Below are 21,591 nucleotides of genomic sequence, written 5' to 3' on the forward strand. Positions count from 1 at the left end.
AACGTTTGGGTAAAGGTGTTCGACTCAAACAAGCAATTTGAGGAATGAGGTGACCTTATTGAAAATGCCGCAGTTTTGGTTTCAAATTGGCAGTCGCAAAAGTGCGCTGACGACGATGATCGCCTCTAATTTATTCATCCTGTTGATTCCACTTGCAATGGGGCTCTTTTTGTACGCCAAAGTGGAGCAGAGTCTGGAAACAAACGCCAACCGTTCCAATACGGCGATGCTAGAGCAACTAAAGCTGTCGCTGGACTATAAATTATCGGAAGTAGATAATTTAATGCGCCAGGTCGCGCTCGATCCGAAGTTGGATTATATGTTGAAAATTCCGAAAGATGCGGATAGCGCCGATACATACCGTTTCGTGGAATTCATGCGCAACCAATTGAGCAGGTACCGCAGCATGGTTAGCAGTTTTATTTTTGACTATTACGTTTATTTTGACAGCAGCGATACCATCGTCAAAGCAGATTTATTGACCGATTCTCGTACGTTTTATTCCACCTACTATACTTTTAAGGACATGACGTATGAGCAGTGGCACAAGGAGATTTTGACAAGCGCGCACAGCATGTCTTACTTGCCAGCCGCCTCCCTTGCTCGCGGGAATGAAATATCCACTAACACCGAATACGTTCCGAAGGAGGTCGTCGTCTATGAACAATCGCTTCCCCTTCGTTCGCAATCCGATGTCCTCGGTAATTTTATCGTTCTGATCGATGTCGACCAAATCAAACAAATGTTAAAGCAGTTGGAAACAGCTAGCGACAGCGCGATTTATATCATTGACCATACAGGAAAAACAATTATGAGCACGAGCGATATACCATTTTCGCCCGACCTTCTCAATCGCATTGAAACCAATAGCAGTCCATTCGATTACCGAATCGCTGGCGTCAATCAAATGGTATCGGTTACGTCCTCGCAAAAAGCGGGCTGGAAGTATGTGTCGGTAACGCCGAATGACGTGTTTATGCAGCAGGTCAATCAAATTCAAACATGGTCCTTAGGACTTTTCATTATATGCTTGATCGCTGGGCTACTAGCCGTCTATGCCGGGGTTTACCGCAATTACAAGCCGCTTCAGAAGACAGTGAACGCGATTATGCGCGGGAAAGACATGATCGGGCGACCTGCCTCCAACGAATACGAGTTTATCCAACAGACGTTCGAAGGCTCGATTCATGAAGAGAAAAACTTGCGCAACATGCTAGCCCAACAAATTCCGTTAATTCGAACCAACTACTTATCCCGCCTCATACGCGGTTATATGGACGTGGACGTTTCCCCAGAAAACGAAGAAACACTTCGGTTCATGGATCTATCGTTCGTAAGCGATCGTTTTGCCATACTCCTAGTCAAGATCGAAGACATCGATGATTTCAGTGAAGAACAATCCGAACAAGGCTGGGCGCATGCAAGGTTTATCGTATCGAATATAGGTGTCGATCTCATTCAACTGAACAATAATGGGCATTCAGTTGAACTCGATCGCGATCGTCTTGCCTTTCTCATCAACCTGGAGGATCGGCGAGGGGATCGCGCTGCTGCCGATATACGAGAATTCGCAGAATCGCTTAACAGCATGATCTCACAAAGATTCAAAATCAACATTACCGTAGCCGCTGGAGAGATCCATCAGGGGCCAAAGGCGATTCGCGAATCCTATCCGGAAGCTCTATCAGCACTTGAATATAGACTCATTAAAGGGAAAAACGCAGTCATCCACTTCCAAGATATCATAGATGCCACACAGCACTATTATTACCCGCTTGAAATCGAAATACAGCTTATCAATTTCGTTCGGAGTGGCGATTCCGATAATGTGGAAAAGCTGCTCTCTACGATTTATTCGATGAATTTCGATTCTAGCCATATCACGCCCGAACTTGGTAAGTGCTTGTTCTTCAATGTCATGAGCACATTTTTGAAAATCGTGAACTCCACCAATACGAACCCGGAAGAAGTGCTTGGTGCGAATTTTGATCCGATCAAAGCGGTTTTCAGCTATCCGACGGCGGATGGCATGTACCTGAAAACGAAGGATTTGTACGCAACGCTCACAAGCTTGTTTAAAGTAGAACGGTCCGATCACAGCACGCAATTACTGCAGGATATCGTCCATTTCGTGGATCAAAATCTTGATGATCAGAACATGGGGCTGGCGCTTGTCGCCGACCGCCTTAAGATGACGCCGCCATATATTTCCACCTTTTTCAAAAAAAATCAGGGGCAAAACCTGTTAGATTACATCACACGCAAACGGATTGAAAAAGCGAAGGTGTTGATGGACAATAAGGAGCTGACGAACGCACAAATAGCGCAAATGGTCGGTTACAATAACGACGTCGTGTTCATTCGTGCTTTCAAAAAGCAGGAAGGTATTCCACCTGGAAAATACCGCGAGGCGATGAGGCCGGACAAAACCGGATCCGACGCATAAAGGGCAGCCTCTAAGGGGCTGCCCTTTTTTGATAAGCTGCAACAAGTTGTACACTGACGTTTTTTAATATCTCACTGATTTGTTTTCTACTTGCCCGCATTTCTTACAAAAATACAACCCAAATGAAAAGTAGAAAGTATCCTTTCTTGCGTGCAGAAGCTACACTCGGAACAAGAAGGCGGGACAATAACAGCGATCCCGTTTCAATAGCAAATGCATTCACTCACTATGAAAAGGGAGGCGTTTTCATTGAAGAAAAAAATGAAACATGTAAGTTCCGTCATGCTGATTTCTTTACTCGCGGCTTCAGTTGCCGCATGCAGCAGTAACGGCGGAGGCGAGACGTCGTCGTCACCGCAGCCTGGCAAAGAAACACAGTCGCCGAAGCTGACCAATCTGACGTATTGGGTAGCGAACCACTCCAATGCCGCTTCACAGATGAAGACATACGCAGAAATGGAAATGTATAAGGAACTCGAAAAAATATCAGGTGTAAAGGTTGAATTCCAGCATCCTCCGCTCGATGCCCAGCAGGCAAAAGAACAGTTCAATCTAATGCTCGCCTCCAACCAACTACCGGACGTTATTGAAACGGGCTGGACGGGGTATCCGGGTGGACCAGAAAAAGCGATTCAAGATAACAAAATCATTAAGCTGAACGATTTGATCGATAAATATGCGCCGAACCTAAAAAAACTGTTTACAGATCATCCGGACTGGAAAAAGCAAATCATGACGGACGATGGCAGTATCTACTCATTCCCGTTCCTGCGAGGCGGTGACAAGGTCAGAGTATTCTTCGGCCCAGGCGTACGTCAGGATTGGCTGGAGAAACTAGGGTTGAAAATGCCAACAACGATCGACGAATGGTACGACGTGTTGAAGGCGTTTAAAGAGAAAGATCCGAACGGCAACGGCAAAGCGGACGAAATCCCGATTTACCTCGATAAAGCGGCATTCGCTACCGACGCTCCGTTCCTAGGCGCATGGGGTATCAATTACGGTTTCTACCAAGATAGCGGCAAAGTGAAGTACGGCCCAATCCAACCGGAGTTCAAAGATTTCCTTGCAACGATGAACAAATGGTATAAGGAGGGTCTGCTTGACAAAGACTTCGCAGCCCCGAACGATAAATTGTACGACAATAAAATGACGACAAACCTACTGGGAGCATCCGTGTTCTATAACGGCGGGGGCATTGGCAAATACGCCAACCTGATGAAGGACAAGGACCCGAACTTCAAGTTAGTCGCCGCTCCTTATCCGCTGTTGAAAGCTGGGGATAAACCAATTTGGGGCCAGAAAGATTTTGTTTCGAACGGCATTGGTGCTGCTATCACGACGAGTAACAAAAATCCGATTGAAACGGTCAAATGGCTTGATTATGCTTACGGCGAAAAAGGCGATCTGCTTTTTAACTATGGCAAAGAAGGCGTCAGCTACAAAATGGAGAACGGCAAAGCCGTATTCCTCCCGGAAGTTCTCAACCCGCCGAGCGGAGTCAGCCTTGCGCAATCGTTTGCGAAGCATAACCGATCGACGTGGAGCGCACCGTTCGTGCTTAGCGATAATTTTCAATTGCAGTATCTCGCACTCCCGCAGCAGAAAGATGCGCTTGCCATCTGGTCGAAGCCGACGGCTGAACGCAAAATGCCGCTCGTGACGCCAACGAAAGATGAAAGCAGCAAGTATGCTTCCGTCATGACGGATGTTGAGACGTATCGCGACGAAATGCTGCTCAAGTTCATCATGGGCGTGGAGCCGATCGAGAACTTCGACAAATACGTTAAGAAGATTCAAAGCATGGGCATCGAAGATGCCACCAAAATTCAGCAGGCGGCGCTCGAACGATTCAATAAACGCAGTTAAATGAATCGAAAGATCGGACTGGGAGATGATCGGATTCATCTCCCAGCTTTTTATATCGAAACCATGCAGAAAGGCAGGGAGAAACGATGGCGCAAAGCTCTGGAAACGTACAGGCAGGCACTGTAACCAAAATCTATCGCGATCCGACATTACTTCAAGTCATTCGCTCAGATCTTAAGCGGCATTGGGCCATTTATGTGATGGCCCTGCCTGTTATCGCTTATTACCTCCTGTTTCATTACGGGCCGATGTACGGTTTACAAATCGCATTCAAAGACTTTTCAACAGTAAAAGGCATCTGGGGAAGTCCGTGGGTCGGTTTCAGGCATTTTGAAAGCTTTTTTAACGGAATTTATTTCTGGCGGTTAATTAAGAACACCATTTTAATCAACGTATATGAGCTGTTATTTGGCTTTCCGGCTGCTATTGTATTAGCGTTGTTGCTAAATGAGATTCGTAACAGCATGTTCAAACGTGTTGTGCAGACAATCTCGTATTTACCTCACTTCATTTCAATCGTCGTCGTGGCTGGGATGATGGTCGACTTTTTAGGCCGCACCGGTCTCATTAACCAAATCATCGCCTCTTTCGGAATCGAACCGATCGACTTTTTGAAAGAAGCGAGCTGGTTCCGTTTCCTGTTCGTTTCATCCGGTATTTGGCAAGGAATCGGTTGGGGCTCCATTATCTATTTGGCGGCGATGGCCACCATCGACCCGACCCTCTATGAGGCCGCCCGCATGGATGGCGCGAACCGTTGGAAGCAAACGCTGCATATCACAATTCCCGGTATTATGCCCACGATCGTTATTTTGTTCATTTTGAATATGGGTAACATGCTCTCGGTCGGCAGTGAAAAAGTACTCCTTCTGTACAATCCGCTCACTTACGAGACAGGGGATGTCATCTCGACCTACGTATATCGTAAAGGGGTTCTGGAGGCAAGCTACAGCTTTACGGCAGCAGTGGGGCTTTTTAACTCCGTTGTAAGCTTCATTCTGATTGTGTCCGCCAACAGCATCAGCAAGCGGCTCACCGAGAATAAACTTTGGTAGTCAGAAGGGAGATTCGTCGATGAAACCAACAACAGGTGAACGATCGTTTGGATATTTGAATGCACTCCTTATGATCGGCCTTTGCATAGTCACTTTGTACCCATTCTTATACGTTCTGTTTGCTTCGTTTAGCAATGCAACGTCTTTCCTGCAGCATCGCGGACTGATGTTCAGCCCGGCCGGCTTCGATCTCGGCGCTTACAAAGCTGTGTTCAATAACCCAATGATTGTAAAAGGGTACCAGAATACGTTGCTCTATGTGGTGCTTGGTACCGCAATTAATCTCGTCATGACGGCGATCGGCGCCTACGTATTGTCCAGGCCTAATTTATATTTCAAAAATATCATCATGTTTTTCATCGTCATAACGATGGTATTTCACGGCGGCTTGATTCCGACTTATCTGCTTGTGAACGATCTCGGGATGATGAACACGATGTGGGCGCTTCTCATTCCCGGTGCGATCAATACGTTCAACATGATCATCATGCGTACCTCTTTTCAAGGCATTCCTGTTAGTTTGGAAGAATCCGCGAGAATGGACGGCGCTAGCGATTGGAAGATTCTGTTTCTCATTATCATCCCGCTTTCGATGCCTGTTATTGCTGTCATGATTTTGTGGTACGCGGTAGGACATTGGAATTCCTACTTCAGCGCGCTGGTCTATTTACGGAGCCGTGAAGACTATCCACTCCAGCTCGTACTCCGTGAAATTTTAATTGCAAACAATACCGATTCGATGATGACGGGTGCAGCCAACGATGACAAATATGCAATTGGTGAAACGATTAAATATGCGACGATTATTATCTCGACGTTACCCATTATTTGCCTATATCCTTTCCTGCAAAAGTATTTCGTCAAGGGCGTTATGATTGGGGCGATTAAGGAGTAACAGTAAAACCATTAATATGGAATTTAAAACTATGGGGTTACCATAATTTATGTTATTATTCAGTTACGTAATTACGTAACTAAATAATTTAGATGAGGTGATCCTTTTGACCACAACACGGGATTATGGCACCGAGCTAGATGCGTTGCAGGCACAAATGAATGATCTTCAGCAGCTTGTCAGACAATTGATTCCTAACCAAGATGAGAATAACAAAGTGTTTACTGAGCAAAAGAATTCAGCAGCTGAGCTGGGAAGTGTCTTTTACTCCGGGCAATATCGGGGAGATCAGGCTAGCTTCCGGTGGGAGCCTCAAGAAAAGCATGTCCGTCAGTTAATCCAACTGGACGGCGATAAAGCAGCCAAAATCTTGGGTGCTCTTGCTCATAAGCAGCGACTTGATATTTTAAGATCAGTCTTGCAAGAACCTCTTACCGGACCTGATCTGGTAGAACGACTAAACATGGGGACAACAGGACAACTCTACCATCACATCAAGGCATTAGTAGGAGCAGACCTTCTCGTTCAAGAAGAGAGAGGCGGCAAGTATACCATTCCTGGCCCCCGTGCGCTTCCACTTTTATTGCTGCTTGCGGCGGCTTCTGACCTCATGGATACTAGTGACTATCTAGCTATGACAGAAGCAAGAACGAATGCGCATGCTTATTTGGGCGGAGCACAAGAAGTATATGATCCACACTTACTGCTGTGGGCTGTTGTTGAGAATTGCATTCTGGAGCATCTGCATGGCACCTGCAGCGAGGTTAGCCTCTTTTTGCATGCGGATGGCAGCATCACAGTTGCAGACAATGGACGTGGCATCCCCGTTCAAGCACTTCCTGGTAGTGAACATCCGCGTGTTCAGACTGTTCTTACAGACATGAGCCGACTAAGCTCAAGTGCTACATTCTTAGCACCCGGCAGTGAAAAAGGTATCAGCATGCCCGTCGTCAACGCGCTATCGCTCAAGCTTTCCGTTGAGATCAGACGCGACGGTCGAGTGTTCCAACAGCACTATAAGCATGGGATTCCGCAAAGCGAGCTCCAAACAGTAGGCGTGACCAAGGAAACCGGAACGAGTGTTACCTTCCTGCCAGATCGCGATATTTTCGGCAAATCGTTTGAGCTAAGCATGCTTGAGAAACAAGCCGAGGACTTTGCCGTTTTGTATCCGAAGCTGAATATTCATGTGTGGAGTGATCTTGCTTAAGTAACCTCCACCCCGACACCTAGCTCTCGCCAACGATCAAAAAAGTCTGGGCATGTCTTCGAAACACAGCCCGGATCCGCAATCCTAACGCCATCTACCCTTGCGCCGATCAACGAAAGCGCCATCGCCATTCGATGGTCGTCGTGTGGGTCGAGCAGCGCAGGTTGCGGCTCCCCTGGGTACACCGTTAACCCATCCGCATGTTCCTCCACCTGAATGCCCAGCTTCCCAAGTTCCTCACACATCGCTGCAATGCGGTCGCACTCGTGATGCCTGATATGCGCAGCATCCGTCAATGTAATAGGACCATCCGCGAATGGGGCCAGTGCAGCTAGTGTAAGCGTCTGGTCCGACCAACGCTGCATACTCACCGTGAAGCCGCCTTTAAGACGGTTTGTACCCCTAACTTCAATGTAATTTTCACCATGCGTCACCGAACAGCCCATTTTCTCCAAAACAGACAAAAGCTCAATATCCGGTTGCCGTGTCTGCGCGGAAATCCCCTCAATACGCACACGTCCATTCGTCAGCGCAGCAAGTGCCCAGAAGTAACCGCAAGTTGATACATCGGGTTCCAGCATGAATGTACGTGCTTCGTAAGCGCTCGGCTGAATCGTAATCGCTTGCCCATCCTCATGGACTTCAGGCCTTACACCGAACGCCCACATCATATCCAATGTCATCTCGACGTAGTCTCGCTGCACAATTTGATCGGCGATTCGAATGGTAAGCGTTTCTTTCGCATAAGGAGCTGCGAGCAGCAATCCACTAATAAACTGACTGGAAACCGCACCGGAAACCGTTACTTCTCCTCCGTTAAGACCGTCCGCATGAAGCGTCAGCGGTACACATCCAGGATTGCCCTTATATCGGATATCCGCCCCCAAACTAGATAATGCATTCAATAAAGGCGCAAGTGGTCTTTCTGTCATACGTTTACTGCCATCAAGTGTCCACTCCCCATGACCAACTGCAAGCGCCCCTGGTAAAAACCGTGCAACCGTACCAGCAGCCCCCACGTACAAATCCGCTTTCGCGATAGCCCAATGTCCTTCATTTCCCTTGATAGTAGCCGTATTCCCATCCATATCGATTTCAATTCCAAGCTCTCCAAGCGCTTTCATGCACCAATAGGAATCATCGCTTTGTAAAATACCCTGTAGCCGTGTAGTCCCCTTCGCAAGTGCAGCAATAAGAAGTGCGCGATTGGTGAAGCTTTTGCTGCCCGGTATCGTGATAGTCGCATCTACCGCTCCATGAAGCGGCGACAGCCGTACCTCCTGTCCTTCCAGATGCTGTGACCACGGAGATCTAGCTCTCCGATCTGGTTCGTGCATAGTTGTTTCCTGCATATCATCCACCCTCTCCAATTGTGTGTATCCTGTAAGCCAATTATAATGGGAGGTAAAGGCATAGATGAAATCACCAAATAAGCACCTTCCCATAAAGGAGCTCTATATCATGATCCATTTAGAATGGTACCGAATATTCCTACATGCCGCCAAGGCAGGTAATTTAACCAAAGCTGCCGGGGAGCTTTACATTACCCAACCATCCGTCAGCTATGCAATTAAACAAATGGAACAGGCTTTATCCATGAAGCTTTTTCACCGGCAATCAAAGGGTGTGGAGCTAACAACAGAGGGGAAGCAATTATTGCTTTATGTGGAGCAATCTTTTGCGCTTTTGGAGGCTGGGGAGAAAAAAATGTCCGCACTCAAGCACCTCACAGGAGGCGAACTTCGTGTCGGAGCGAGTGATTCGTTATTCAAGCACTTCTTATTCCCTTACTTGGATACCTTTCATAAACAATATCCCGATGTCCGCATCCGGCTTTCTCACGGCAAAACATCCGAGATTACAGCTCGCGTCAAAGAGGGCAGCATCGATTTCGGACTTATTCATTTGCCAATTGTCGATGATCCTCATCTCGATGTCCAAGCGATTATGACCCTCCAAGACTGCTTCGTGGGCGGTGATGCCTACCGTGATCGAGATGACCACTCACTTTCCGCGCAGGATATCAGCCAATTCCCCTTACTGCTCCTATCTCCCGGAAGCAGCACAAGGCGCTTCATTGAGCAATGGTTTGCTGCCCAGGATGTCACAATCGAAGCCGACATCGAGCTCGGCAGCATTGATCTGCTTATCGAATTTGCAAAACTCGGCTTCGGCGTTGCTTTTGTCCCTCGGTCTTACGTCGTCAAAGAATTGGCTGAAGGTACACTGCATGAGCTGCAGCCTGCCAAAGCCATTCCAGCCCGCAGCATCGGAATCACAACCCGTCGAGATATGACGTCGTCTGTTGCGGCGGCTAAATTTCTTGAGATGCTTTCGTCTTAAAACTGCCAACACATACACGGAGATTTCAGACGACACGTACACCTACACTACATGAAACGCTTCTCTATTTTTTTGCTAATCACAAGTGAGATCGCAATAAATAAGACCACATAGATCAACTCATAAGGATTCTCAATGAATCGCTTCGGGTCGTGGCCAATGAAGCTAACTGACAGCACCATGACCGCTTTTCCCGCCGCAACCGCAACCAAAAAAGAACGAAACCTCATGCCGACCAGCCCGGCAGCCATATTAATCACAACGAAAGGTCCTATCGGAAAAAGACTGAGTATAAACACATAGTTGAAGGCCTGACGGCGTGCCCAAAGGAGACTTTTTTGGACCTTGGGCTTTTGTGCCCAGCGCTCTAGATAAGGATGGCCGGCTACTTTTTGGACGATCGCAAAAGTCACCAAGCACCCACACACAATACCTATCCAAGAGTAAAGAAAACCGAGCCACAGCCCATATACAGCTGCATTTACACTAATAATGACAAGTGTAGGAAGCGGCGGAATGAACGATTTCATGAAAGGTAGAAGAAGACCGGGCAAGGGTCCGAGTGAACGATACTTGTCCAAGATCATCGCCAAATTTTCTTCCGTGAGGTAGGACAAGAGTTCTGTTATTCCCATATGTATGCACACCTACTCGCTTAACAATTAGTTGAAGACAAGGATAAACTTCGAAATAACTAAAAAAAGAACCTTCATAGGCATAATAGCACATGGAGGTTCTTGGTTGCTTATTTTTAAGTGGAAATCACTAAGTTGACACATGAGGGATTCGTCCCGCCAAGCGTATTCCCTTCTACAAACGCCCTCGTCGGCTCTACCTTTGCCTCCAAAGTTGTATTTCGTACAACAATATTTCCTCTTCTCCCCTACCTTAGGCTAAAAAGTTGTATTTCGTACAACAGTTTCAGCTGAAAACACGCGTTTCATCCGAGATGCGGCCAAATTGTTGTACTTTTTGCAACAATGTGCCTAATTCGGCCCGAATTGCTCCAAATTGTTGTACAAAGTGCAACACAACAATACTCGTTCATGGCCAGTAGTGGGCATGGACCGACTCGTGGAGTTAACAATGAATTACTGGCGGGAAAAGTAGCAGTCGAGCATATAGTAGGAATAGCTGGAATAGCTGGAACGCTGGAACACTTGGTGCCGCTGGAGCTTTATGCCTCCAGCGGGTTCACCGCTTCATGGAGCAACTGCTCCAGCTCTGCGGTGTAGGCTGCGGTTTGCGCTTCGTCCCAGCCGAAGCGCTCAGCCATAAAGGCGATCGCAGGCGCCTTCCACTGCTTTGCCCACGCGATGTCGAAGAAGAGGGCGCCCGTGCGGCGGATGAAGAAATCCGCCGGCTTCACGACCATCTCGCGCTCGATCGCGTACACAAGCGCAGCGAGCACGGCGGCGGGCATGCCTCGCTGCGCCGCCTCAGCCCGGTGCTGCTCCAGCAGCTCGAATACGGCGTCCACGTTGGAGCCGTACCTGCGCGCGAGCAGCGCAGCCTCTGCCTCGGTCAGCTTAAGCCGCAGGCCCTGGCTGACCTTGCCCCGCAAGAACGGCGCCAGCTTCGCGGAGCCGCCCACATCGCCGCCGGAGATCGGCAGCGTCCGGGTACGGCTCGGCGGCAGCGCCGCCGAGACCTTGCCCTCCGCCAGCAGCATGGCGGCGATCTTGTCCACGACCGACTCCGCCATTTTGCGGTAGCCGGTCAGCTTGCCCCCGGCCATCGAGATGAGGCCGGAGTCCGACACGAAGATTTCGTCGCGGCGCGAAATCTCAGAAGGATCTTTGCCCTCTTGATGGATCAGAGGGCGCAGCCCGGTCCAGCTCGATTCGACGTCCGCTTCCGTCAAACCGAGGGACGGAAACATCTCGTTCGCGGCGCGAAGCACGTAAGCGCGATCCGCTTCGGTAATACGGGGATTCGCGATATCCCCTTTGTAATTCGTGTCCGTCGTCCCGATGTAGGTTTTGCCTTCTCGCGGAATGGCAAACACCATCCGCCCGTCCGGCGTATCAAAATAAATCGCCTGCCGCAGCGGGAACTTGCTCTGATCGAAGACCAAATGCACCCCTTTGGTCAGGTGCAGCGTCTTGCCATGCTTGGAGCGGTCCATTTCGCGCAGCGTATCGACCCACGGCCCAGCCGCATTAACAATCTTACTCGCGTACAGCGAGTAAGACACCCCACTGCCAGCAATCTGATCAACCACACGTACACCAACCAGCTTGCCATTCTCCATCAGCAGCTCTTCAACCTTAGCGTAATTCACCGCCAAAGCACCCAGCTCAACAGCCTTTTTCATAACCTCAATAGTTAAACGCGCATCATCTGTGCGGTATTCCACATAGTAGCCGCCGCCTTTGAGATCCTTCTTCTTCAAAAGAGGCTCATGAGTGAGGGTTTCCTCAGGGCGAAACATCTTGCGGCGCTCCGATCTTTTGACACCTGCCAAGAAATCATAAACCCGCAGACCCAGTGAGGTGGACAACTTCCCGAATGTGCCCCCTTTATAGAAAGGCAGCAGCATCCACTCCGGGGTCGTCACATGCGGCCCATTTTCATACACAATCGCACGCTCTTTACCGACCTCAGCAACAACCTTCACATCCAACTGTTTGAGATAGCGCAGCCCGCCGTGAACCAGCTTAGTCGAGCGGCTCGACGTCCCCGCAGCGAAGTCTTGCATATCAATCAACGCCGTGCGAAGCCCTCTGCTTTGTGCATCGAGCGCAATGCCTGCTCCTGTAATCCCCCCACCAATTACGATCAGATCAAGCTTTTGCTCTGACATGGCCTGCAGCATTTCTGTTCTTTTTAGTGCATTAAACCCCTGTTGTTGCCCTATTATATTGGTTTGCTTAAATTCCTTCGTCATCTCAATCTCTCCCTCGCGGATATAAAATAAAAAAACCACAACATACCTAACACGTTTACACGTATAGGCCGCTGTGGCTTCTCCTAGTCTCCAACCGAATATTAACTTGTTATAAGTATATCATTGCACACGCTTATTTGAAAGCCATTGCTGCATTTACTGCTTTTTTCCAACCGTCATACAAACTCTTTTGAAGCTCAGTTTCCATTTCCCGTTCAAAAGCCTCATCCACCTGCCACTGAGCCGCAATCTCCGCTTGATCCTTCCAAAAACCTACAGCCAAACCCGCCAGAAAAGCCGCGCCAAGCGCCGTCGTTTCACTAATCACCGGACGCTCAACCGTCACACCCAGCATGTCGCTTTGAAACTGCATAAGGAAGTCGTTCTTCACAGCACCACCATCAACTCGCAGCTTCGTGAGCTGAATGCCGGAATCATCCTCCATCGCTTGCAGCACATCCTTGGTCTGATAAGCGAGTGATTCAAGCGTTGCCCGAATGAAATGCTCCTTCGACGTCCCCCTAGTGAGCCCGAATACCGCGCCCCGAACGTCGCTGTCCCAATATGGCGTACCTAGTCCGACAAACGCTGGTACTACATACACACCATCCGTTGAAGCAACGCGCTTCGCGTACTCTTCACTATCCTTCGCGGATTTAATCATCCGCAGCCCGTCCCGCAGCCACTGAATCGCCGATCCCGCAACGAAAATACTGCCTTCCAGCGCGTACTCCACTTTCCCGTTCAATCCCCAAGCAATGGTGGTCAAGAGTCCGCTGCGCGATGGAATCGCGTGATTGCCCGTATTCATCAACATAAAACATCCAGTGCCATACGTATTTTTGGCCATCCCTTTTTCAAAACAAGCTTGCCCGAACAAAGCCGCCTGCTGATCCCCTGCAGCACCCGCAATTGGTATAGCCGAACCAAAAAAGAAGCTTTCCTGCGTATAACCATACACCTCAGAAGAAGAGCGAACTTCCGGCAGCATTGAAGCTGGTATGCCCAAATGCCCCAGCAGCTCTTCATCCCACTTCAGCTCGTGAATGTTATAGATGAGCGTGCGCGAAGCGTTCGAATAGTCCGTCACATGCGCTTTCCCGCCTGTCAGCTTCCAGATCAGCCACGTATCCATCGTCCCAAAAAGCAAATCCCCACGTTCCGCCTTCTCTCTGGCACCGTCAACGTGATCGAGAATCCACTTGATTTTGGTCCCCGAAAAATACGCATCAATAAGCAGCCCCGTACGCTTCCGAAAAAGGTCACTTAGCCCCTGCGCTTTCAGCGCTTCACAAATATCTGCCGTCTGCCTCGACTGCCACACAATCGCATGATACACAGGCATCCCTGTGTGCCGATCCCAGACAACCGCTGTTTCCCGTTGGTTTGTGATGCCAATTCCCGCGATCTCCGCAGGCTGCACCCCGGACTCCGATAGAACCGCAGCAATGACGCCCTGAATCGACAGCCAAATTTCGTTAGCATCATGCTCCACCCAACCCGGCTTAGGAAAATACTGCTTAAATTCCTTCTGGGCTGTATGCACAATACTCCCTTTTTGATTAAATAAAATAGCTCTAGAGCTTGTTGTTCCCTGATCGAGGGAAAGGATATAAGAAGGTTTTGTCCCCGTAATTGCCATTGCATTGCCTCCAAATGTTCAGGATCATTGATGATAATGCTGCCACAGCTCCGTATTCGATGTAGTGACTGCCGTTGCTCCAGCTCCTAGCGCAAGCTCCACATCCTCCACTGTGCGAATGAGTCCTCCTGCAAAAATAGGAATACCTGAACGCTCCTTCACTTCCGTGATAATGTGCGGAATAATACCGGGAAGCACCTCAATGAAATCTGGTTTCGTCCTTTCCAAAAGCGTGTAGCTTTTATCCAAGGCACTGCTATCTAGGAGAAAAAGCCGCTGAATGGCGATCAAGCCATTCTGCTTCGTCTTCATAATCACATTCCCACGTGTCGAAATGATACCGGCAGGACGAATACTCTGACACAGAAATTCCGCTGCATAATCGTCGTTTTTGAGCCCTTCTATTAAATCAGCGTGCAGCAGCAGCTTCTTTCCGTTTGCTTTGCCCAGATCCACGATGCTTTTCAACTGCCCAATATGACAATCCAACAGAACAATATACGTATAGTTAGACTTAAATAGCTTCTCAAGGTCTCTCATTTTGCGAATGGCCGGTAAAATACACTGCTCTTCCAAAGACATAACCATCGCCCCCGTTTCTTTAAAATGAACATCTGTGCCTATCCCAGAATGAACGGAATTGACAGCAAAAAACTCACCAAGTATTGCCAATGATATTCAATGGGCAATCCAAGTGAGTCTCCTGTGCTCCGTCACATGTTATTAACTTACCTTCATTGTACTGAGGCGAGTACATCATGTCAATGACAATGATCATCCAGTTAACTTAGGTCGATAATGCCTTACGCACAGCTAAAATATACTTCGACTGATCCAGCGGATTGACTCCACGCCGCCTACGCTCCGCATGAACGTCCGGCGGACTTGGCTGATAGCCTGCGAAAGAGGAAGTTATCACACCTCGTCCGCCTGACATTGCACTCAGCTTCACTGGATATTCCAGTGACGTAGCCACGGGCAGACGACCCTCGACTACGAATCTGCCTCCTGTAATTTGCGGCGGATCAAAAGCCGCTCTCATCTGCACAAGGTCGCTGAGCACCTTGCCTCCGAACTCTTCAGGCACGGTAATGCGAACTTGCAGCATCGGTTCGAGCAGCGTCGTGCCCGTCTGCGCAAGGCCTTGCATGATGCCCATCGGCGTAGCGACAGCGAAGTCAAGCGGGTGAGTGTGCCACACATGATGCTCGCCATAGGTGAGCGTCACCTTCAAATCGGTGACTTCCCAACCGAGCAGCCCTTGCTGGAGCGCTTCCGGCACGCGGCGCGCAACCTCGTTCTGGTACTGCACGAGCAGATGCTCGCCGCGTACCAGCGACTCATACACGAGCCCGCTGCCCGGCGCCCCAGGCTCGATGCGAAAGCATAAGATCGCCCAGCACGGCTTGGGCATCGTATAGGCAATGAAGCCTTCGCCCACTTGCGAAGGTGTTTCTTTGTAGATCACGGAAGGTTGGTCGAACCTTACTTGGAGACCAAAGCGCGAGCTCAAGAGACTCGTGAGAATCTCGAGCTGAATCGCACCCATGACTTTCACATGCAGCTCGCGCTCCTCCTGGAGCCACTGCAGATCGAGCAGCGGATCCTCGTCCGTCAGTTCCTGCAGCGCTGCGACGAGCGCCGGATACTGCGCCTCACTCTCGGCGTGAACCTGCACAGTCAAGAGCGGAATCGCCATCTGCGGCGCAGGCGGCACACTATCTGCCCGGCCCAGCACATCGCCGATCCGCACCTGCGTCAGGCCGCAGACGGCTGCAATGTCGCCTGCCGTGACAAACCCGATATCTTCGGCTTTACGGCCGTCGATTTTGCGAATCTGGGTCACCTTCTCCTCCACGCCCTGCGTGACATTGACGACGGTGTCCCGGTTGCGGATCGCCCCCTCGTAGAGGCGGACGTACGCCATTCTCCCCATGGTCTTGTCCCGCTCGACCTTGAACACCACGGCCGAAAGCGGCTGCTCCGCAGAACCACTCGGCCCAGGCAAATAATCAAGGATCGCTTCCATCAGCTCCTTGATACCCAGCCCCTTGCTGGAGGCGCCCACCAGCAAAGGAAAAGCCTCCCCCTGCCACGCATACCGCTGCAGGGTTGCCTTCAACTCGCGCGCCTCGACGGGCGCGCCTTCAATGTAGCTCGTGAGCATCCGCTCGTCGAGCTCCGATAACTTCTCCACCGCGGATGCCAAGTCGAATCCGCGCACCCCATCCGCGGCGTCCGCATCCGCCGCATCCAACACGTTCACCGCACCGCGGAACGTGTCCTCTCGACCAAGCGGTGCATAGATCGGCACCGCCATCTCCGTGAGCTGCTTGTGAATATCGCGCAGCACGCGCTCGGGGTCCGCGCCAACGCGGTCCATTTTATTCATATACAGCAAAGTTGGTATCTTGAGAGATTGCAGGGTGTGCCAGATCATTTCCGTCTGCGACTGAACGCCTTCTACCGCTGAAACAATAAGAATAGCCCCGTCCATTACCCGAAGTGAACGCTCCACCTCTGACAAGAAATCGATGTGCCCCGGCGTATCTACAAGATTGATCAACGTATCCTTCCATGAAAAAGAGGTCGTCGCGCTGCGAACCGAAATCCCCCGCTCTCTTTCCACATCCATAGAATCGGTCTGTGCCGTCCCGTTATCTACACTACCAAGCGCACGAATTCGCCCGCTATGATAAAGAATATGCTCTGTCGTCGTCGTCTTACCCGCATCCACATGCGCAAAAATGCCCACATTTCTTCTGGATATTGTTCGATTATCATCCCTCATCAAAGCTCGGTTCTCCTTCTATCCCTATCTTGCTTTCATTATACTAAAAGTGCGTACAATTGGATAAGTTTGCATATTACCAACAGGTTTTTTTACAAATTTAACTAGGCTGGATTGCCTAATGACCATTATGATGGAAATACTGAACCTAAGGAGGTTTTCTCGCCATGGAAACTACGGAATTTGAGGAATCAAACCAGTCTATCCAACCTGAGGTAACTACAATATTATTGAATAAAATGCATCCTGCGATAATTGCCTTTTCCCAAGCAGACAGCAAGCTGGCTAGTCTCATTGAACTGATCGGTGATCTTACACTCACACCCAGCTACAAGCCCTTTGAGTCGCTCGTAATGTCGATTATTTCCCAACAGCTCTCGGCAAAAGCCGCTGCAACGATTAAAGCCAGAGTGAAGCTCGTTATACCGAACATCACGCCTGAGCTTGTGCTCGCTGCGGAAGAGGAGGCCATCAGGCAATGCGGGGTCTCCTATCCCAAAATCCGCTACATCCGGGACCTCAGCACAAAGGTGATAACCGGCGAGGTGGCACTCGACAATCTACAAGATTTAGATAACACAGAGCTGCTCAAACAGCTCACAAGTGTCAAAGGCATCGGCGCCTGGACGGCGGAAATGTTCCTCATTTTCACATTAGGCAGACCCGATGTCATGTCCATTGGCGATGCCGGCCTCCAACGTGCGGCCAAATGGCTGCATACCCTTGCCGATCGCAAGGATGGTAACTACTTAGGCGAAGTTGCGCCGAACTGGGCGCCTTATCGCAGCTTTGCCTCGTTATATTTATGGCGTGCGATTGATATGGGGTTTGTGGATTCTGGCCTACAGGTGGAATCTTGCGCGAAACCAAACTTGGAGCAAGGATAAACGACTAAAGCCGTCCTTTTGGACGAGCTTGTTTGTGTCAAAGTTGATTCTAAGCAAGTTACGCCCAAAACCACATTCTCGGCCGAATGATGTTGTAGAAACTACAACATTAGAAGCCACGATAGCCCATCTATCTTCACAAAATTGCTTAACGACTCAAAATCGAATTTTGGAGTTATGCCCACCTGTCCTGCCTTACCCCCTATTTCAGACCAATACTTCCTAACTCACTCGAACCCTGAACGCGCGTTGTATCGCCGCCTTATGGCGGCGGTCAAACCCCACACGATAAATCCAAAAAAGCGCAAGAAGCCATCCGGCCCTCGCGCTTATGCTCATTTCACCGCTATTCGTAATCCTCTTAAATACGTTTTAAGCAAACGTCGTAGACTCTCGTCTCTTTCCAGCTCCATTCGGAAGCCGTTTCTATGCTCGAGTGAGGCAAAGCCATGCACCATGCTCCGAAATCCGCGTACCACGTGCAGTGCATCTTCTTCACTGAGTCCATATGGCTCTAAAATGCGCAGCAAGAAAAGCACAACTTGGCTTCCTGCCTCTTTCAACTCAGGATCCTCGTAGTCAGGCAATGAGGAGATTGCCTCGTATAATCCTGGCTGCTTCCTAGCGAACATGACATAGGCGAAGCCTGCCGCCAGCAGCGCGTCATCTTCGGCTTTGCCAATAACAGCCTCGACCATCGCTTCTTTAATGAGTACGAGGCCGCGTCGTGAAAGCTGCTTTCTGAGATCAGGCAAGCCTTTGATATGATTGTATAGTGACGGTGTTTTTACGTTCAATTTAGCAGCTAATGCGGCTAGTGTCAGCTGCTCAACACCTTGTAAATCGGCCATTTCAATTGCTGCTTGAAGTACAGTCTCTGCGTCTAACCCCTGTCTGTATGCCACGAAAGTTCCTCTTCTCTGTCTCTAAATTATTGCTGCATTTGTATGAAACTTTTTAGCTGCTTCTTCCAAAATACGATCCATGGTTGGGATCGGCTGCTCAATCATCCGTCCGTGTCCGACGGCCAGAAGGCTTGGCTCTAGCTGTCTCAGCTTGCGTGCGCTCGCAAGCGACACGTCTTTACTCCACGTCGCCATCGCTGGGAACGGAAACCAGAATTTCATAACGCCCGAGACCGCTGCACCGCCACGAACTTGAAAAGCGTCCCCAGCAATCAATGCCCGACTGCGCACATCTAGGAAAGCCATCATCCCTGGCGTATGCCCAGGAGCTGATACAGCTTGCAGCGATCCTACACGGTCGCCATCCTCAAGCAGTACATCCGGCTTCGTCTGTACAGACTTAGGAACATCTCCCTTAATCGGCGAATTCGGTTCGCCAGCTTCTAATTCTTTGCTACCCGCCAGCAGCTTGGCATCTCTTCTTGAGATATAGACCTTAACATTCGGCAGCGCCTTTTTCAAACCGTCAAGTGCTCCAATATGGTCTCCATGTGCATGGGTAAGGACGATGCGAGTGAGCGGTTTTCCAATCTGTTCTACTGCTTGAAGAATACCTTTGACACTGAAAGGCATCGCCGCATCAATAAGCGTTAATTCATTCTCTTCCTCCACCAAATAACAATTCACCGGAAAAAATCTCGGCATAAAAGCTAGTTGATACAAAGAACCGATACGTGTAATTTTCATAATAACGCCTCCCGTTTACTATTTATATTAGTATAATAACTAATGTCATTAGTTTTGTAAAGAGGGGAATTGCCTTAAATCCATTTTTTTCTCCATTATGGTAAAATAAAATAGATCTCATATTTGTACTAAAGCCTATTTCGATAAAGCGAGGAACCCCACATGAATACAGAAACGTTAGAGCTTTTTCGGACACTGACTGAAATGCAAGCAGCGCCCGGTTTTGAACGAGAAATCCGCAAGTATGTTCGCGGTGAATTGGAAAAATATACAGACGAGTTCGTTCAGGATGGACTCGGCAGCTTATTCGGTATCCTGCGTGGCGACGACACAGGCCCTAAGATCATGGTGGCCGGTCATTTCGACGAGGTCGGCTTCATCGTGAGCGGCATCACGGAACATGGCACCATCAAGTTCCAGCCGCTCGGCGGCTGGTTCAGTCAAGTACTGCCCGCGCAGCGCGTGCAAATTATGACGGATCAAGGGCCGATCATCGGCGTAATCGGCTCAGTTCCCGTGCACTTGCTGGACGAAGCGGCACGCAGCAAGCCCGCAGACATCAAGACGATGTATGTTGACATCGGCGCTGAAGATAAAGCCGATGCTCAGCGCATCGGCGTTCGTCTCGGGCAGCAGATTGTTCCCATCTGCCCGTTCACACCCCTGGCCAATCCGAAGCGGATTATGGCCAAGGCTTGGGACAATCGCTACGGCGTCGGCCTGGCGATTGAGCTGATGAAGGAGCTTCACGGCGGGCCGAAGCTCCCGAATGTCCTGTACGCCGGTGCGACCGTACAGGAAGAGGTCGGCCTGCGCGGCGCACGGACGGCTGCGAATCTCATCCAGCCGGACTTGTTCTACGCGCTGGATGCCAGCGCCGCCGGGGATATGACCGGCGACCGCAATGCCTTTGGGCAGCTAGGGCGCGGGGCGCTGCTGCGTATCTTTGATCCCACGATGATCACCCACCGTGGGATGGTCGAGTTCATTCTTGATACGGCGGAGACGCATAAGATTCCGTATCAGTACTTCATCTCGGCGGGCGGGACAGACGCCGGACAGGTGCACGTGCAAGGCAGCGGCATTCCCTCTGCCGTCATCGGTGTTTGCGCGCGCTACATTCATACATCCGCGTCCATTCTTCACGTGGATGATTATGCCGCCGCGAAGGAACTGCTGATCAAGCTCGTGCAAGCGAGCGATCGCACAACATTGAATACGATCCACGCTCAAGCGTAATCTTATTCTTTTTAAGCTTTCCTATAAGATTCAGTACGAAAAGTGGTTGAGCAGAATGTATTTCCTGCTCAACTGCTTTTTTGTTTTGGTTTCTCTCTACTTTCCATTGCACATCGTAGATGAAGTACGATTGAAAAGGAGATTTTTAAGCAAATATAGAACTTATGTTCCAATATATGGTATAATTAGCAGAATCATTGGATTATAGAAAGAAGGACGACTATGACGTATACCATTCGTGAGGCTACATCCCAAGATACCAAACAAATTAGCAGCTTTGTTTCTGAGCGTACCGGCAAGGCCATTTCACCTTTACACATTGAAAATAGGCTGCATTTTATGCGTGAGAACCCGGATGAATCACTTTATGTGTATGAGGAGAAGAATCAAATTCTCGGTACATTAGGCTTCCGTATTCGCCATGGCTCCGATATGATTTTGAAATTCAGTGAAATCTCCGTCATTTCTGTAGATGAAACGAAGAACCGTCAAGCAGCCGCAGATAAATTAAAAAGCTATGCCGAGCAGCTAACCAGTAAACATGCCTGCTCTGGTATGTGGTGGATCACTGGATCAGAGAAGAACGATGAGTCACGGGCCACCAATGAGCCATTAGGCTTTCATGAGACGGGTTACCGATTCGTTAAACGATTTCTCTAGAAAATCGGGAAT

Annotated in this window: 17 protein-coding genes; 9 read left to right on the forward strand and 8 right to left on the reverse strand. The window is 49.5% G+C overall.

Annotated features, from left to right (window positions below; genetic code table 11):
* Window positions 1-64 precede the first annotated feature (64 nt).
* The 5 genes from GC098_RS14515 (at window position 65) to GC098_RS14535 (ending at window position 7,475) form a co-directional block, all read left to right on the forward strand.
* A complete protein-coding gene (locus tag GC098_RS14515; RefSeq protein WP_171643857.1) occupies window positions 65-2,446 on the forward strand; it encodes a helix-turn-helix domain-containing protein in 2,382 nt (793 codons plus the stop codon).
* A gap of 261 nt (window positions 2,447-2,707) precedes the next feature.
* Window positions 2,708-4,315, forward strand: coding sequence for a type 2 periplasmic-binding domain-containing protein (locus GC098_RS14520; RefSeq protein WP_171643899.1), 1,608 nt, complete (start codon window positions 2,708-2,710; stop codon window positions 4,313-4,315).
* A gap of 86 nt (window positions 4,316-4,401) precedes the next feature.
* Complete coding sequence (locus GC098_RS14525; RefSeq protein ID WP_171643858.1) at window positions 4,402-5,370, forward strand: ABC transporter permease; 969 nt, start codon at window positions 4,402-4,404, stop codon at window positions 5,368-5,370.
* Window positions 5,371-5,389: 19 nt separating this feature from the next.
* Window positions 5,390-6,265 (forward strand): carbohydrate ABC transporter permease, encoded by an 876-nt coding sequence (locus tag GC098_RS14530; protein ID WP_171643859.1) that lies wholly within the window; start codon window positions 5,390-5,392, stop codon window positions 6,263-6,265.
* Window positions 6,266-6,422: 157 nt separating this feature from the next.
* Complete coding sequence (locus GC098_RS14535) at window positions 6,423-7,475, forward strand: ATP-binding protein (RefSeq protein WP_171643900.1); 1,053 nt, start codon at window positions 6,423-6,425, stop codon at window positions 7,473-7,475.
* Here GC098_RS14535 and aroA read toward each other — a convergent pair.
* Window positions 7,472-8,827 carry a 3-phosphoshikimate 1-carboxyvinyltransferase gene (aroA, locus tag GC098_RS14540; protein WP_246358612.1) on the reverse strand — a complete coding sequence of 452 codons (1,356 nt, stop codon included), beginning with the start codon at window positions 8,825-8,827 and terminating at the stop codon, window positions 7,472-7,474. The genes GC098_RS14535 and aroA overlap by 4 nt on opposite strands.
* Window positions 8,828-8,936: 109 nt before the next feature.
* Between aroA and GC098_RS14545 the strand changes: the two genes are divergently transcribed.
* Window positions 8,937-9,818 (forward strand): LysR family transcriptional regulator, encoded by an 882-nt coding sequence (locus tag GC098_RS14545; RefSeq protein WP_171643860.1) that lies wholly within the window; start codon window positions 8,937-8,939, stop codon window positions 9,816-9,818.
* A 47-nt stretch (window positions 9,819-9,865) separates the two neighbouring features.
* Here GC098_RS14545 and GC098_RS14550 read toward each other — a convergent pair whose 3' ends face one another.
* The 5 genes from GC098_RS14550 to GC098_RS14570 form a co-directional block, all read right to left on the reverse strand.
* Window positions 9,866-10,453: a TVP38/TMEM64 family protein gene (locus GC098_RS14550; protein WP_171643861.1), complete on the reverse strand. Its 588-nt coding sequence runs from the start codon at window positions 10,451-10,453 to the stop codon at window positions 9,866-9,868.
* A gap of 542 nt (window positions 10,454-10,995) precedes the next feature.
* Entirely contained in the window at window positions 10,996-12,708 is a 1,713-nt protein-coding gene (locus GC098_RS14555) for a glycerol-3-phosphate dehydrogenase/oxidase (RefSeq protein ID WP_171643862.1), read from the reverse strand.
* Window positions 12,709-12,841: 133 nt separating this feature from the next.
* On the reverse strand, window positions 12,842-14,350 hold the full coding sequence (gene glpK / locus GC098_RS14560) for a glycerol kinase GlpK (protein ID WP_171643863.1): 1,509 nt from the start codon (window positions 14,348-14,350) through the stop codon (window positions 12,842-12,844).
* A gap of 24 nt (window positions 14,351-14,374) precedes the next feature.
* Entirely contained in the window at window positions 14,375-14,932 is a 558-nt protein-coding gene (locus tag GC098_RS14565) for a glycerol-3-phosphate responsive antiterminator (protein WP_171643902.1), read from the reverse strand.
* Window positions 14,933-15,137: 205 nt separating this feature from the next.
* The gene (locus GC098_RS14570) at window positions 15,138-17,141 is read right to left on the reverse strand and encodes a GTP-binding protein (protein ID WP_171643903.1); all 2,004 of its coding nucleotides are present in this window, start codon (window positions 17,139-17,141) and stop codon (window positions 15,138-15,140) included.
* 167 nt (window positions 17,142-17,308) lie between these two features.
* Between GC098_RS14570 and GC098_RS14575 the strand changes: the two genes are divergently transcribed.
* Window positions 17,309-18,028 carry a DNA-3-methyladenine glycosylase family protein gene (locus tag GC098_RS14575; protein WP_246358613.1) on the forward strand — a complete coding sequence of 240 codons (720 nt, stop codon included), beginning with the start codon at window positions 17,309-17,311 and terminating at the stop codon, window positions 18,026-18,028.
* 335 nt (window positions 18,029-18,363) lie between these two features.
* Here GC098_RS14575 and GC098_RS14580 read toward each other — a convergent pair whose 3' ends face one another.
* Both GC098_RS14580 and GC098_RS14585 read right to left on the reverse strand, forming a co-directional pair.
* Window positions 18,364-18,933 (reverse strand): TetR/AcrR family transcriptional regulator, encoded by a 570-nt coding sequence (locus GC098_RS14580; RefSeq protein ID WP_171643864.1) that lies wholly within the window; start codon window positions 18,931-18,933, stop codon window positions 18,364-18,366.
* A gap of 21 nt (window positions 18,934-18,954) precedes the next feature.
* The gene (locus tag GC098_RS14585; RefSeq protein WP_171643865.1) at window positions 18,955-19,680 is read right to left on the reverse strand and encodes an MBL fold metallo-hydrolase; all 726 of its coding nucleotides are present in this window, start codon (window positions 19,678-19,680) and stop codon (window positions 18,955-18,957) included.
* 162 nt (window positions 19,681-19,842) lie between these two features.
* Between GC098_RS14585 and GC098_RS14590 the strand changes: the two genes are divergently transcribed.
* The gene (locus GC098_RS14590) at window positions 19,843-20,919 is read left to right on the forward strand and encodes a M42 family metallopeptidase (protein WP_171643866.1); all 1,077 of its coding nucleotides are present in this window, start codon (window positions 19,843-19,845) and stop codon (window positions 20,917-20,919) included.
* Between the two features lie 222 nt (window positions 20,920-21,141).
* Window positions 21,142-21,579 carry a GNAT family N-acetyltransferase gene (locus tag GC098_RS14595; RefSeq protein ID WP_171643867.1) on the forward strand — a complete coding sequence of 146 codons (438 nt, stop codon included), beginning with the start codon at window positions 21,142-21,144 and terminating at the stop codon, window positions 21,577-21,579.
* Window positions 21,580-21,591: the final 12 nt, after the last annotated feature.

Origin of the sequence: Paenibacillus phytorum (genome assembly GCF_013141715.1) — a bacterium.
Taxonomy (GTDB): domain Bacteria; phylum Bacillota; class Bacilli; order Paenibacillales; family NBRC-103111; genus Paenibacillus_E; species Paenibacillus_E phytorum.

What these genes read in the sequence shown, in the direction of transcription:
- GC098_RS14545 (WP_171643860.1), top strand. Translation starts at nt 8,937, where the DNA reads ATGATCCATTTAGAATGGTACCGAATATTCCTACATGCCGCCAAGGCA.
- GC098_RS14555 (WP_171643862.1), bottom strand. Translation starts at nt 12,708, where the DNA reads ATGACGAAGGAATTTAAGCAAACCAATATAATAGGGCAACAACAGGGG.
- GC098_RS14590 (WP_171643866.1), top strand. Translation starts at nt 19,843, where the DNA reads ATGAATACAGAAACGTTAGAGCTTTTTCGGACACTGACTGAAATGCAA.
- GC098_RS14550 (WP_171643861.1), bottom strand. Translation starts at nt 10,453, where the DNA reads ATGGGAATAACAGAACTCTTGTCCTACCTCACGGAAGAAAATTTGGCG.
- GC098_RS14585 (WP_171643865.1), bottom strand. Translation starts at nt 19,680, where the DNA reads ATGAAAATTACACGTATCGGTTCTTTGTATCAACTAGCTTTTATGCCG.
- GC098_RS14570 (WP_171643903.1), bottom strand. Translation starts at nt 17,141, where the DNA reads ATGAGGGATGATAATCGAACAATATCCAGAAGAAATGTGGGCATTTTT.
- aroA (WP_246358612.1), bottom strand. Translation starts at nt 8,827, where the DNA reads ATGCAGGAAACAACTATGCACGAACCAGATCGGAGAGCTAGATCTCCG.
- GC098_RS14520 (WP_171643899.1), top strand. Translation starts at nt 2,708, where the DNA reads ATGAAACATGTAAGTTCCGTCATGCTGATTTCTTTACTCGCGGCTTCA.
- GC098_RS14565 (WP_171643902.1), bottom strand. Translation starts at nt 14,932, where the DNA reads ATGTCTTTGGAAGAGCAGTGTATTTTACCGGCCATTCGCAAAATGAGA.
- GC098_RS14525 (WP_171643858.1), top strand. Translation starts at nt 4,402, where the DNA reads ATGGCGCAAAGCTCTGGAAACGTACAGGCAGGCACTGTAACCAAAATC.
- glpK (WP_171643863.1), bottom strand. Translation starts at nt 14,350, where the DNA reads ATGGCAATTACGGGGACAAAACCTTCTTATATCCTTTCCCTCGATCAG.
- GC098_RS14515 (WP_171643857.1), top strand. Translation starts at nt 65, where the DNA reads ATGCCGCAGTTTTGGTTTCAAATTGGCAGTCGCAAAAGTGCGCTGACG.
- GC098_RS14535 (WP_171643900.1), top strand. Translation starts at nt 6,423, where the DNA reads ATGAATGATCTTCAGCAGCTTGTCAGACAATTGATTCCTAACCAAGAT.
- GC098_RS14595 (WP_171643867.1), top strand. Translation starts at nt 21,142, where the DNA reads ATGACGTATACCATTCGTGAGGCTACATCCCAAGATACCAAACAAATT.
- GC098_RS14530 (WP_171643859.1), top strand. Translation starts at nt 5,390, where the DNA reads ATGAAACCAACAACAGGTGAACGATCGTTTGGATATTTGAATGCACTC.
- GC098_RS14575 (WP_246358613.1), top strand. Translation starts at nt 17,309, where the DNA reads ATGGAAACTACGGAATTTGAGGAATCAAACCAGTCTATCCAACCTGAG.